10 protein-coding genes, 2 tRNA genes and 1 rRNA gene are annotated in these 12,736 nt (G+C 64.1%); 5 read left to right on the top strand and 8 right to left on the bottom strand.

From position 1 onward, the window contains the following. Positions 1 to 51: 51 nt before the first annotated feature. From ACXAJT_RS15110 to ACXAJT_RS15090, 5 genes are all read left to right on the top strand, one after another. Positions 52 to 888: a hypothetical protein gene (locus ACXAJT_RS15110; protein WP_475236526.1), complete on the top strand. Its 837-nt coding sequence runs from the start codon at positions 52 to 54 to the stop codon at positions 886 to 888. A 32-nt stretch (positions 889 to 920) separates the two neighbouring features. Then, entirely contained in the window at positions 921 to 1,892 is a 972-nt protein-coding gene (locus tag ACXAJT_RS15105; RefSeq protein ID WP_475236523.1) for an endonuclease/exonuclease/phosphatase family protein, read from the top strand. Positions 1,893 to 1,976: 84 nt separating this feature from the next. Then, a complete protein-coding gene (gene leuB, locus ACXAJT_RS15100) occupies positions 1,977 to 3,080 on the top strand; it encodes a 3-isopropylmalate dehydrogenase (RefSeq protein ID WP_475236521.1) in 1,104 nt (367 codons plus the stop codon). A 135-nt stretch (positions 3,081 to 3,215) separates the two neighbouring features. Beyond that, the gene (locus tag ACXAJT_RS15095) at positions 3,216 to 4,205 is read left to right on the top strand and encodes a DMT family transporter (protein ID WP_475236520.1); all 990 of its coding nucleotides are present in this window, start codon (positions 3,216 to 3,218) and stop codon (positions 4,203 to 4,205) included. Positions 4,206 to 4,225: 20 nt separating this feature from the next. Continuing rightward, a tRNA-Pro gene (locus tag ACXAJT_RS15090) sits at positions 4,226 to 4,302 on the top strand. A 98-nt stretch (positions 4,303 to 4,400) separates the two neighbouring features. On the opposite strand, the gene acuI is transcribed toward ACXAJT_RS15090, so the two are convergent. The 8 genes from acuI to rrf form a co-directional block, all read right to left on the bottom strand. Continuing rightward, positions 4,401 to 5,393 carry an acrylyl-CoA reductase (NADPH) gene (gene acuI / locus ACXAJT_RS15085; RefSeq protein ID WP_475236519.1) on the bottom strand — a complete coding sequence of 331 codons (993 nt, stop codon included), beginning with the start codon at positions 5,391 to 5,393 and terminating at the stop codon, positions 4,401 to 4,403. Between the two features lie 13 nt (positions 5,394 to 5,406). Continuing rightward, complete coding sequence (gene acuR / locus ACXAJT_RS15080) at positions 5,407 to 6,054, bottom strand: acrylate utilization transcriptional regulator AcuR (RefSeq protein WP_475236517.1); 648 nt, start codon at positions 6,052 to 6,054, stop codon at positions 5,407 to 5,409. Positions 6,055 to 6,328: 274 nt separating this feature from the next. Continuing rightward, positions 6,329 to 8,134: an ABC transporter ATP-binding protein gene (locus tag ACXAJT_RS15075; protein ID WP_475236516.1), complete on the bottom strand. Its 1,806-nt coding sequence runs from the start codon at positions 8,132 to 8,134 to the stop codon at positions 6,329 to 6,331. Between the two features lies 1 nt (position 8,135). Continuing rightward, positions 8,136 to 9,065, bottom strand: a complete 930-nt coding sequence (locus ACXAJT_RS15070) for an ABC transporter permease subunit (RefSeq protein ID WP_475236514.1) — start codon at positions 9,063 to 9,065, stop codon at positions 8,136 to 8,138. Positions 9,066 to 9,078: 13 nt separating this feature from the next. Further along, complete coding sequence (oppB, locus tag ACXAJT_RS15065) at positions 9,079 to 10,002, bottom strand: oligopeptide ABC transporter permease OppB (protein WP_475236513.1); 924 nt, start codon at positions 10,000 to 10,002, stop codon at positions 9,079 to 9,081. Positions 10,003 to 10,070: 68 nt separating this feature from the next. Further along, the gene (locus ACXAJT_RS15060) at positions 10,071 to 11,657 is read right to left on the bottom strand and encodes a peptide ABC transporter substrate-binding protein (protein WP_475236941.1); all 1,587 of its coding nucleotides are present in this window, start codon (positions 11,655 to 11,657) and stop codon (positions 10,071 to 10,073) included. 614 nt (positions 11,658 to 12,271) lie between these two features. Continuing rightward, positions 12,272 to 12,348: transfer RNA gene (locus ACXAJT_RS15055), tRNA-Met, on the bottom strand. A gap of 58 nt (positions 12,349 to 12,406) precedes the next feature. Continuing rightward, positions 12,407 to 12,521 (bottom strand): 5S ribosomal RNA (gene rrf, locus ACXAJT_RS15050). Positions 12,522 to 12,736: the final 215 nt, after the last annotated feature.

Raw genomic sequence — 12,736 nt, 5'->3', positions numbered from 1 at the left:
ACACAGGCGCAGCAAAGCGTCGGGGGCCACACGACCGAAAGGGCAGAGGCCGTGATCACTCGTTTTGTCAAAGCCGGCATCCGTGCCGTCGCAGTGGCCTTGCTGATTGCAATGCCCGCCGTGCTGCTGCCCGGCTACGCGGCGGATGCGGCGCAGATCACCGCACTTCTGGCTCTGGTCGCCGCGCTGCTGACCTTCGTGGAATATGTGGGCGACTACCCTTCGATCCTCGAGTTTCGCGACGCCCCGCCATTCAATCGACTGCGCTTTCTGGCGCTTTTCGCCACCGTGCTGATGCTGACGCTGATCTGCCGTGGCGAGAGCTTTCCGACGCAGGTCTCGGACGCGCTGACGGCCTTCGGCGGCACGCTGGGCCACTGGCTCGACTTTCCCTTTTCGCCGGTACGGCTGATGGTGCTGCTGGCTACTGACGATATGACGGCGCAGGACGTCGCGCGCCTCCGCACCCATGCCGGTCTCGCCTATTTCATATCGCTGCTGAGCATGCTGGCCTTTGTACTGATCGTGCGCCTGCTGAGCTGGCCGGTGCGTAACGGCGCTTTCAACTTCTGGATCAACCTGCCGCTGTTCGACCCCACCATCGGCAAGGACGTGCTGTATCGCCTCAATCGCGATGGCAACGTTAACATCGCCTTAGGGTTTCTTCTGCCATTCCTGATCCCGGCGATCATGAAGCTGGCGGCGCAGACCATCAACCTCGTGTCGCTGACCGAACCGCAGACCCTGATCTGGACGATGAGCGCATGGGCCTTTTTGCCGGCAAGCCTTGTGATGCGGGGGGTTGCGCTGATGCGTATCGCCGCCCTGATCGAAGAGAAGCGCCGCCGCGCCTACGCCGAAGCGGAGACCAAGGTGCAGACCGTCTGAGCCGCCTGTTGCGGCACCTGAGTGGCGCCGCCATGCTCGTGACCGTCTGGATAGCCCTTTGCTCAGGTCCCGCGACCGCCGCCCCGCCAGAGATCACCCTTGCCACATGGCACGCCGATCTTAGCCGGAAGGGGCCGGGCCTGTTGCTGCGCGATCTGCTGGCGGAACGCGCGCCGCTTCCTACGCTGCTGGACCAGATCGCAACCGCACAGCCAGACCTGCTGCTGCTCACCGACATGGATTTCGACCTCGGGCTGGCGGCGCTCGATGCTCTGGCCGAGCGGCTGGCCGCACGTGGCGCCGCCTATCCTTACCGCTTTGCCCAGCGGCCCAATTCGGGCATGGACAGTGGCACCGATCTGGATGGCGACGGGCGTCTCGGCGGACCGCGCGACGCGCAGGGCTATGGCGAGTTCTCCGGGCAGCATGGCATGGCCCTGCTGTCGCGCCACCCGCTCACGCTGGAGCGCGATTTCACCTCCCTGCTGTGGCGCGACCTGCCCGGCACACGAATGCGAGCTGCGGATCCCGCCCTCGAGACGCAGCGCCTCTCATCGACGGCACATTGGGTGCTGCGGCTCGATACGCCTGATCTGTCGCTGAGGCTGCTGTGCTTTGCCGCGACACCGCCGGTGTTCGATGGACCCGAGGACCGCAACGGGCGGCGCAACGGCGATGAACTCGCCCTCTGGGACCGCTATCTCGAAGGCGCGCTTGGAGCGCGGCTGGCGACGCCTTTCGTCTTGATCGGAAACGCAAATCTTGATCCAGAGCGGGGCGATGGATTGCACGGCGAAATGCGCGCACTGCTTGCCAACCCGCGACTTCAAGACCCGCTGCCGAACGAGGCAACGGTGGCTTGGCCAAGCACCGGACCGATGCGGGTGAGCTATATCCTGCCCTCTGCCGACCTGCCCATCGCGCGCGCGCGAGTTCATCCCGCCCTCGAGGGCCAAAGGCACCGGCTGGTCACGGTCACCCTGAGCGCCTCAAAGGGTGGTTAATGAAGTTGCCCTGACCCTTGTTTTCTTGACCATTCCTCCCCCCTCGGCTAGGCGATTGCGCAACATTCCGAGGAGAGACTTTCCATGAGCACCCCTTCGCTTCTCATCCTGCCGGGCGACGGCATCGGCCCCGAGGTCATGGCAGAGGTTCGCCGCGTCATCGACTGGTTCGGCGACAAGCGTGACCTGAAATTCGATGTCAGCGAAGACCTTGTGGGCGGTAGCGCCTATGACGCGCATGGCACGCCGCTGACCGACGAGACCATGGCCAAGGCACAAGAGGCCGACGCCGTGCTGCTCGGCGCCGTGGGTGGCCCGAAATACGACGTTCTGGACTTCTCGGTGAAGCCCGAGCGCGGCCTGCTGCGCCTGCGCAAAGAGATGGACCTCTACGCCAACCTGCGCCCGGCGCAGTGTTTCGACGCGCTGGCTGATTTTTCGTCGCTGAAGAAGGACGTGGTGGCGGGCCTCGACATCGTCATCGTGCGCGAGCTGACCTCCGGCATCTACTTCGGCGAGCCGCGCGGCATCATCGAAGAAGGCAACGAGCGCGTGGGCATCAACACCCAGCGCTACACCGAGTCGGAGATTGACCGGGTTGCCCGCAGCGCCTTTGAACTGGCCATGCGCCGTGACAAGAAGCTGTGCTCGATGGAAAAGGCCAACGTGATGGAATCGGGCATCCTGTGGCGCGAAGTCGTCACCGAGGTGGCCAAGGACTACCCCGAGGTCGAGCTGTCGCACATGTATGCCGACGCCGGCGCCATGCAGCTCTGCCGCTGGCCCAAGCAGTTCGACGTGATCGTCACCGACAACCTCTTCGGCGACCTGCTGTCGGATGCCGCGGCGATGCTCACCGGCTCGCTCGGCATGCTGCCGTCTGCCTCGCTGGGGGCCCCGATGGCCAATGGCCGCCCCAAGGCGCTTTACGAGCCGGTGCACGGCTCTGCGCCTGACATTGCCGGCCAAGGCAAGGCCAACCCCATCGCCTGTATCCTCAGCTTCGCCATGGCGCTGCGCTACAGCTTCGACAAGGGCGACGAGGCGACCCGGCTTGAGCAGGCGATCGAGGCGGTTCTGGCCAAGGGCTACCGCACCGCGGACCTGCTCGGCGAAGACGGCAAGCAGCCGATCTCGACCTCCGAGATGGGCACCGCCATCCTTGAGGCGCTCGACGAAAGCCTCTGAGCCCGTTGACCGGTGAAACATTGGGCGGGGCGGCCACAGGCTGCCCCGTTTTCACGTTCTGGCCCCTGCCGCGTTGAATTCCCCCGCCCCAAGGCTAAGCCTTGAGCGCAACAACGAAGCAACGGAACGGCACCTATGGGATCGAACGCGAAAGGCGCGCTGCTGGCGCTCCTCACCTTCGGCATCTACTCGACACACGACGTCATCGTGAAGGTTCTGGGCGCGGCCTACAGCCCCTTCCAGATTGTCTTTTTCTCGGTTCTGCTGAGTTTTCCGCTGGTCAGCCTCATGCTGATCCGCGACACCACGCCCGGCAACCTGCGGCCGCTGCACCCTTGGTGGACCGGCCTGCGGACCGTCTCGACGGTGATCACCGGGGTTTGCGCCTTCTACGCCTTCTCGGTGCTGCCGCTGGCTCAGACCTACGCCATCATCTTTGCGCAGCCGCTGCTGATCACCGTGCTGGCGATTCCCATCCTCGGCGAGCACGTGCGCCTGCGCCGCTGGATGGCGGTGCTGGTCGGCCTTGCCGGGGTGATCGTGGTGCTGCGCCCGGGCAGCACCGAGCTGACGCTGGGCCACCTTGCGGCGCTGATGGCGGCGATCTTCGGCAGCCTCTCGGCGATCATCGTGCGCAAGATCGGCCACGAGGAACGCTCGGTGGTGCTGCTGCTCTACCCGATGATGACCAACTTCGTGGTGATGGGCTGCGCCCTGCCCTTTGTCTATCGCCCGATGCCGATCGAACACGTCGGTGGCTTTGGCCTGATGGCCGTGCTCGCCTTCACCGGCTCGGCGCTGCTGATCGCCTCGTATCGCACGGGCGAGGCGGTGATCGTCGCGCCGATGCAATATTCGCAGCTTTTGTGGGCCACACTCTACGGCGCGATCTTCTTTTCGGAATACCCCGATTCCTACACGCTGATGGGGGCCGTGCTGATCATCGGCAGTGGCGTCTACATCGTGCTGCGCGAAGGTCGCTCGAGCGCGTCGGAGAATCGCCCGGTGCTGCGCACCCGCAACCGCATCGAGTTCGGCACCTCGCTGCGCATCGGCCCGTTGCTGCGCGCGATGAAAAGACGTGAAAAGGGTGTGAATCGGCCCTTGCCAAAGACCGGAGGCTAGGGTACTCCGCGCTCCACGGTCGGAGTGTAGCTCAGCCTGGTAGAGCACTGTCTTCGGGAGGCAGGGGCCGGAGGTTCGAATCCTCTCACTCCGACCATTTACGCAAAGGCGCCCCAAGGGGCGCCTTTTGTGTTTCTGGATGTTGCCCCGAAGGGGGCACCCGACAAGATATCGCCGGGTGCGTTCGAGCGCCGCTCACTCAAGCTCGGGCGTCACCGGCACAACGGTTCGGCCGCGCACCGCACCTTCGAGGAATTTCGGAGCGGCTTGCGGCACCTCGTCGAAGGGCAGTTCCACGGTGATCTTCTCGAGTTTCGTCATATCGAGATCGCTCGCCAGACGCTGCCATGCCCGCAGGCGGTCCGGCTTCGGGCACATCACGCTGTCGACCCCGGCAAGCGTGACGCCGCGCAGAATGAAGGGCGCGACGCTGGCGGGCAGGTCCATGCCCGCCGCAAGCCCGCAGGCCGCGACCACGCCGCGGTATTTCATCATCGAGAGCATATTGGCGAGCACCGTGCTGCCCGCCACGTCGATGCCCCCGGCCCAGCGTTCCTTGCCCAGAGGCCGAACCTTGCCGGTCAGTTCTGCTCGGTCGAGCACGCTACTGGCACCAAGCTCGCGCAGGTAGGCCGCCTCGGCCTCGCGGCCGGTCACCGCCGCCACGTCAAAGCCGCGCGCCGCCAGCAACGCGACGGCAACGCTGCCGACACCACCAGCCGCGCCGCTCACCACGATTTCTCCCGCCTCCGGGGTGACCCCATGCCGCTCCAGCGCCAACACGCAGAGCATCGCCGTATAGCCCGCCGTACCGATCGCCATGGCCTGTTTCAGGCTGATCCCCTCGGGCAGAGGCACCAGCCAATCGCCCTTCACCCGCGCCCGACCGGCAAGGCCACCCGAATGTGTCTCGCCCACGCCCCAGCCGTTCAGGACCACCCGGTCACCGGGTTTGAAATCGGGGTGGCCGCTTTCGGCCACGATGCCCGAGAAATCGATGCCCGGCACCAGCGGGAAGCGCCGCACCACCGGCGCGGCCCCGGTCAACGCCAAAGCGTCTTTGTAGTTCAGCGTCGAGTAGGCCACGTCGACCAGCACATCGCCCTCGGGCAGTTGGTCTTCGGACAGTTCGGTGATCGAGACGCTCTGCGTCTCCTCGGGCTTCTCGATCAGGATGGCTTTGAACATCGTGTCTCTCCTCTCAGCGTTCCAGAAGTTGGAAGTAGGTGTCTGCAAACCCGCGCAGCGGCTGGGGCTGCAGTTCGAGCTTGGTCCGCAGCACCGCGCCCTCCCAGCCGATCCAGAAGAAGGCGGCCAGTGCCTCGGGGTCATGATGCGCTGCGAGGGTTCCGGCCTCCTGCGCCTGCCGCAGCAAAGCGGTGGTCCGCGCCTGCCAGCCCTCGAGCACCTCGGTCAGCTCTGTGCGGAACGCGTCGGGCAGCGCGCCCATCTCCTGCCCAAGATTGCCGACGAGGCAGCCGCGGCGAAATCCGTGTCGTGCCATGCCGGCCTCGGCCTCTTCGGTGAAATCGCGTAGCCGGGCCAGCGGCGGGCGCGCCTCGTTGTGGAAAGCGCGGTCGAGCAGGTCGATAAAATAGGCGTTGTAGGCGGCGATGAGCGTGAGACCGAAGTCCGCCTTGCCCTTGAAGTGGTGATAGAAGCTGCCCTTCGGCACGCCAGCGGCCTTGAGTATCTCGTCCACCCCGACCGACGAATAGCCTTTCTCCGTCAAGTGCTCGAGCCCGGCGCGGATCAGTTTCCTCCGGGCCTCAGAGGCATCCGGAGCGCCGCGCGGGCGCCCGCGGCGAGGTTTTTCGGAAGGATGAGGGAACGAGTCGGTGTTGGTCATGCCGCATTACTAGACCAATCTGTCTAATAAATCTACGATCAACGCGAGCCGGGCGAGCGGCTGCCCGTGGGATGGCGCCGCAACCCGTAAGGTCGTCGCTTTATGCCTGCCAAATCCGTACTAATCCCGAACGTCGATCAATGATCCAAAAGCGCCAGCCCGCCGGGACGGGCAGGCGCTTGCCCGGCGGCTTCGCCTTGATTCCGGGCATATCAGCGCAACAAAAAAGGGCGAGCCCGCAGGCCCGCCCCAGTCAGTTCCGATACCGGCTCTTTCAGGCCGCGCCCGCGTTCATGATCCGCTCCAGATCGTCGTGCTCGGCAACAAAGTGGCCGGGCGCGATCTGGTCGAGTTGCGGCACGTAGCCCACATCACCCGCCGCCAGCCGCGAGGGCAGGAAGCGCAGCGCTGCCTTGGCGTCGAGAGGCGAGGGCAACTCGCCGGGCAGGCGGATACGGGTGCGCGCGCGCTCGGCCACCGGATCGGGGATCGGCACCGCCGAGATCAGCGAGCGGGTGTAGGGATGCGCAGGCTTCGAGCAGATCGTCTCGGCGTCGCCCATCTCCACGATACGGCCAAGGTAAAGCACCATGATCCGGTTCGATATTTCGCGCACCACCGACAAATCGTGCGAGATGAACAGCATCGACATGCCGAACTCGGCCTGCAGCTCCTTCAGCAGCTTCACGATCTGCGCCTGGATCGACACGTCGAGCGCCGAAACCGCCTCGTCGCAGATGATCAGCTTGGGCCGGTTGATCATCGCCCGGGCGATGCCCACGCGCTGGTTCTGGCCGCCCGAGAGCTCGTGCGGGTAGCGGTTGTATTTCTCCGGCTCCAGCCCAACGCGGGTCATCATCCGCAGCACCTCTTCCCGCCGCTCGCTCTTGGTCAGTTCAGGGCGGTAGGTTTTCAGCGGTTCGGCGATCGAGTCGGCGATGGTCATCCGAGGATCGAGGCTGGCGAGCGGATCCTGAAAGACGATCTGAAGGTCCTTGCGTTCCTTCTTCAGCGCCTGCTTGTCCATGGCGTTCAGCGGTTTACCCAACCAGCTGACGGTGCCATCGGTGGGTTCGACCAGCCGCAGCACGGCGCGCGCCAGCGTAGACTTGCCGCAGCCGGACTCGCCGACGATACCCAGCGTTTCGCCGGCGCGCAGGCCGAAGCTGACGCCGTTGACGGCCTTCAGAGGCACGGTCTTGCCGAAGAGCCCGCCCTCGACCTTGATCGGGAAATGCACCTTCATGTCATCGACGCGCAGGATCTCCTTGCCCTCGACACGGCCACCTGCGTCGCCCTTGTCGATGCGCGGCATCGAGTCGAGCAGACGGCGGGTGTAGTCGTGCCGCGGCTGCGAGAAGATCTCGTTCACCTCGCCCTCCTCGACGAACTCACCAAGGCGCATGACCTTGATGCGGTCGCACATGCGCGCCACCACGCCCATGTCGTGGGTGATGAGCGCAATCGCTGTCCCAAGGTCGCGCTTGAGTTGGTCCATGAGGTCGAGCACCTCGGCCTGCACCGTCACGTCCAGCGCCGTGGTCGGCTCGTCGGCGATCAGCAGCTTGGGCTCGCAGAGCATGGCCTGCGCGATCATAACGCGCTGGCGCATGCCGCCCGACAGCTCGTGCGGGTACTGCTTCATACGGCGCTTCGCCTCGGGGATACGCACGCGCTCGAGCCAGTCGAGACAATGCTTTTCCGCTTCGCGGCCCGACATGCCGCGATGCACTTTCAGCACCTCGGCCATCTGCTCGCCCACCTTGAGATGCGGGGTCAGCGCGGTGAGCGGATCCTGAAAGATCATCCCGACCTTGTCGCCGCGCACCTTGTTGAGCTTGGTGACCGGCAGGTTGAGGATCTCCGAGCCCTGCAGCGTCACCGAGCCCGTGGCGGTGCCATTGGGCGGCAGCAGGCCCATCGCAGCCATGAAGCTTTGCGACTTGCCCGAACCGGACTCGCCGACGATGCCAAGGCATTCGCCTTCGCGGATGTCGAACGACACGCCCTTCACCGCCTGAACGGGCCCGTCCTGCGTTTCGAAACCGACCTTGAGGTCTTTCACGGAAAGAATGGTCATGTCAGCGATCCTTCGGGTCCAGAGCGTCACGCAAGCCATCGCCGATGAAGAACATCGTGATGATGATGGTGACATAGAAGAACAGCGGGAACAGAAGCTGCCACAGCGTGCCATAGCCCATGGTCCCCGCGCCTTCGGCGATCAGGCGACCGAGCGAGGTCATCGGCTCGGAAATGCCAAGGCCGAGGAACGAGATGAAGCTTTCGGCAAGGATCATCTCGGGCACCAGCAGCGAGGCATAGACGATGACCACGCCGATGAGGTTGGGCAGGATGTGCCGGAAGATGATCGCGCTTTCGCTGACGCCGCCTGCGCGCGCGGCCTCGATGAACTCGCGGGTCTTCAGGGTCAGCGTCTGGCCGCGCACGATGCGCGCCATGGTCAGCCACGACACCGCGCCAAGCGCGATGAACAGCGTGATGAAGTTCCGGCCCGCCACCACGAGGATGAGGATCAGGATCAGCGTCAGCGGGATCGCCAGCAGCACGTCGACGATGCGCATCATCGCGCTGTCGAGACGGCCGCCGTAGAAGCCGGCGATCACGCCCCATGCGGTGCCCACGAGCAGTGCCATCGCGGCCCCGATCAGGCCCACCAGCAGCGAGGTCTGCGTCGCTTGGATGGTGCGCGAGTAGAGGTCACGGCCCAGCTCGTCGAGGCCGAAGAAGTGGCCGGTCTCGATCGACGGCGCGCCTTGGGCAAGGATGTCGCCCATGCGGGCCCAGTCGATCTCTTCGTTGTCCCAGACCGCGAAGAACGGTCCGATGATGACGAAGGCGACGATCAGCGCCAGAATGATCACGCTGGCCATAGCGGCCTTGTTGCGGACGAAGCGGCCCATGGCGTCGCGGAACAGCGAGCGGCCACGCACGGCGTTGAAGTCGGTGATGTCGGCGGCCAGTTCCGCCGCCTTTTCGGATTTTCCGAACACGGGGTCAGCCTCCTCAGTAACGGATCTTGGGATCGAACCACGCATAGGCGAGGTCGGTCAGAAGGTTCACCACGACGGTCAGCGCGCCGTATAGGATGGTCACCCCCAGCAGCACCGCGTAGTCGCGGGTCAGCGCAGAGCTGACGTAGGATTGGCCAAGGCCGCCGGTCGAGAAGTAGAGGTCGACGAAGACCGAGCCGGTGAGTACGTAGACGAACACCGGGCCAAGGTAGGAGATCACCGGCAGCAGCGTCGGCTTCAGCGCGTGACGCCAGACGATGGCCTTGTTCGACAGGCCCTTGGCACGGGCGGTGCGGATGAAGTTGGAGTTCAGCACTTCCAGCATGGACGAGCGCGTGATCCGCGCGATCGACCCCATATAGGAGGTGGAGAGCGCGATCACCGGCATGATCAGGTATTCCCACTGCCCGCCGTTCCAGCCGCCGCCCGGCAGCAGGCCGAGCCAGAGGGTGAAGGTCAGGATGAGGATCGGGCCCATAATGAAGTTCGGCAGCGCCTGCGCGGCGATGCCCAGCGACACGGCGAAATAGTCGATCCACGTGTTGTGGCGGATCGCGGCGGCGACCCCAAGGCCGATGCCCACCAACGAGGCGGCAAGAAAGGCCAGCGCGCCATATGTCAGCGAGATCGGAAAGCCCTGCGCGATCACGTCGTTCACGCTGCGGTCCTTCTGCACGAAGGAGGGGCCGAAGTCGAAATGCACGACGATGTTGTAGAAGTAATCCCAGAGCTGTTTCCACAGCGGCTGGTCGAGGCCGTATTGGGCGTTGATGTTTGCCAGCACTTCGGGCGGCAGCGGCCGTTCAGAGGTGAAGGGTCCGCCCGGTGCGACATGCATCATCAGGAAGGACGCGACGACCAGAAAAAGGATCGTCGGTATCGCGACCAGCAGGCGGCGAATGACATAGCTCAGCATTCTGGAGGATCCGGATAGGGTGCCGCCCCCGCAGGCCCGCGGGCGCAGGGGCGGCAGGTTACAGGTGGTTATTCGGCGATCTTATAGAGATTCTTCGAATACCAGTTCTGTTCCACGTTCTCGGTCGGCCAGTTCCCGACGTCGCTGTCCATCATATAGACGCCAGCATAGTGATAGATCGGGATCACCGGCACGTCGGTGGCGATGATCTCTTCGGCCTTGGTGTAAAGCGGCGTGGTGTCCTCGGCGGTCTTCGCGTCGGCCAGCAGCGCGTCGTACTCTTCGTTGGCGTATTTGCCGTCGTTGTAGCCCGACTCGCTCTGGATCAGGTCGAGGAAGGTCGAGGCCTCGTTGTAGTCGCCGCACCATGCGCCGCGCGCCAGATCGAAGTTCTGCTGTCCACGGGTGTCGAGGAAGACCTTCCACTCCATGTTGGCAAGGTTCGCCTGCACGCCCAGCTTCTGCTTCCACATCTGGGTCATCACCACGGCGATCTTCTCGTGCGCCTCGGAGGTGTTGTAGATGACGTCAAAGCTCAGCGGGTTGTCTTCGCCGTAGCCGGCTTCCGCAAGAAGCTCCTTGGCCTTGGCGTCGCGCTCCTGCTGGGTCATCGAGGCCATCTCGCTCTGCGGCGGGGTGAACCCGGCGACTGCCTCGGGCGTGAAGCTGTAAGCGGGCGGCTCGCCCCCGGCCTTGATGTTGTTGACGATGATATCGCGGTCGACCGCCAGCGAGAGCGCCTCGCGCACCTTCGGATCCTTGAACGCCTCGGGGCCCGAGTCGCTGAGGTTGAAGGTGTAGTAGTAGTTGCACAGACGCGGGAAGCTGATCGCCTCCTCGGGGTGCTCTTCCTTCAGCCGCGGGAACTGGCCTGCGGGCACGTCGGTGCGGTCAAGCTCGCCGGCGAGGTAGCGTGTCAGCGCGACGTTCTCGTCGTTGATCACCAGCGCGACGGTCTTGTCGAGAAGGGTGTTCTCGTTATCCCAGTACTCCGCGTTGCGCTCGCGCACGATGCGCTCGCCCGGGCGGTACTCGGTCAACACATAGGCGCCGTTCGACACGATGTTCTCGGGCTTGGTCCACTCACCGCCAAATTCCTCGATGACCGACTGCGGCGCCGGGAAGGTGGTGCCATGCGTTGTCATCTGCGCGAAGTAGGGCAGCGGCTGGCTCAGCGTGACCTCGAAAGTATGCTCATCCACGGCGCGGACACCCAGTTCCGAGGGCTCCATCTCACCCTTGATGACCGCCGAGGCATTCTCGATCGACATCAGTTCCATGTACCACTGGTAGGGCGATGCGGTTTCGGGGTTCACCGCGCGCTGCCACGCGTAAACGAAATCGCCCGCGGTCACCGGATCGCCGTTCGACCATTTGGCGGTGTCGCGCAGATGGAAGGTGTAGGTCAGCTTGTCGTCGCTGACGTCGTAGCCAGTGGCGACGCCGGGTACGAGGTTGCCCTCCTCGTCCTGATTCATCAGGCCTTCGAAAAGGTCGCGCACCACGTCCGAGCCATCCACGTCCTCGACGATCTGCGGGTCGAGCGAGCTCACATCGTCGAGCAGGCGGTAGGTGAAGGTCTGGTCAGCGGCCAGTTCCTCTCCCGTTTCGGGGTGCGTCGCTGCGGTGGCGGCGGTCATGGCGCCGGCGAGCATGGTGCTCGACAGAAGCGCCGTCAAAGTCAGTCGCGAAATGCGGGTCAATGTCCTCTCCCTGTGACGATGAAACCAGCGGTTCCCGGCGCGGCATAGGCGCCGGAAGCCTCGCGCCCCAAAGCTTCGGGGCATGCGAATTGCGGCAAAATAACCACGCCGCCCCCGCTCGCAATGCACCAATGAGTGATGACGTCACGTTGCGAAACCCTTCGTACGAAAGCTGCGCAAAACAGAGCGTTCACCGCATCAAATTGCCGATTTCACCGTACCGCGGCAATTCCCTGACGCCGATTCTGCGGGGTTTTCGGCGCGGTCGCAGCCGCGAACGACAACGCCATACAACAGGCCCGCCTCGCCGCGCCGATGCTCGAATGTTGCAGGTGATTCGCGCATAAGCTGCACCAGACGCCGCCATAGACAGGCCGCGCCGCGCTCTACCGCCGGACGCTCGCAAAGCGGTCTGACGCGCGCGCGACGAGGCGATCCACATGCGCTTGGATGTTGGAGCCCATTGGGCGCTGGGGTGTTTGAGCCGCGCAAGAGACTGGAGGGTCAAACGCAAAAAAGGCAGCCCATAGGCTACCTGTTTGGATCGTCTTACTTGGGTGTTCGACTGGTTGCGGGAGTAGGATTTGAACCTACGACCTTCAGGTTATGAGCCTGACGAGCTACCGGGCTGCTCCATCCCGCGACAGTGTCGAGTGTGATCGTTTTGAGAGATACGGTTATGTTTGCGTGGATTTTACTAGGTTTGGCGGTGACCTACTCTCCCACGTCTTGAGACGCAGTACCATCGGCGCGGCAGCACTTAACGGCCGGGTTCGGAATGGAGCCGGGTGTTTTGCTTGCGCTATGACCACCAAACCGAGAAAAACCCACAACGTCGCGCCCTGCTCGATGGGTCGGCGGACGCGACCTGCGACGCAGGTTGCGGGCCGACACCCCCGGGAGGTTGGGAGCGACAGAGACCAAGTCAAGTATTTGGGGTTTGTATGCTTTGTTCTGATTGGAACAGCCTTGCTGTTCCTGGATCGGATCAAGCCTATCGGGCCATTAGTACCGGTCAGCTGAACGCATTG

The sequence above is a fragment of the Salipiger sp. ABF4_146 genome (genome assembly GCF_056161345.1).
Note: the sequence above shows the minus strand (reverse complement) of the source record. Positions and strands in the feature narration are given on the sequence as shown.

What these genes read in the sequence shown, in the direction of transcription:
- ACXAJT_RS15105 (WP_475236523.1), top strand. Translation starts at nt 921, where the DNA reads ATGCTCGTGACCGTCTGGATAGCCCTTTGCTCAGGTCCCGCGACCGCC.
- leuB (WP_475236521.1), top strand. Translation starts at nt 1,977, where the DNA reads ATGAGCACCCCTTCGCTTCTCATCCTGCCGGGCGACGGCATCGGCCCC.
- ACXAJT_RS15095 (WP_475236520.1), top strand. Translation starts at nt 3,216, where the DNA reads ATGGGATCGAACGCGAAAGGCGCGCTGCTGGCGCTCCTCACCTTCGGC.
- acuI (WP_475236519.1), bottom strand. Translation starts at nt 5,393, where the DNA reads ATGTTCAAAGCCATCCTGATCGAGAAGCCCGAGGAGACGCAGAGCGTC.
- acuR (WP_475236517.1), bottom strand. Translation starts at nt 6,054, where the DNA reads ATGACCAACACCGACTCGTTCCCTCATCCTTCCGAAAAACCTCGCCGC.
- ACXAJT_RS15075 (WP_475236516.1), bottom strand. Translation starts at nt 8,134, where the DNA reads ATGACCATTCTTTCCGTGAAAGACCTCAAGGTCGGTTTCGAAACGCAG.
- oppB (WP_475236513.1), bottom strand. Translation starts at nt 10,002, where the DNA reads ATGCTGAGCTATGTCATTCGCCGCCTGCTGGTCGCGATACCGACGATC.
- ACXAJT_RS15060 (WP_475236941.1), bottom strand. Translation starts at nt 11,657, where the DNA reads ATGCTCGCCGGCGCCATGACCGCCGCCACCGCAGCGACGCACCCCGAA.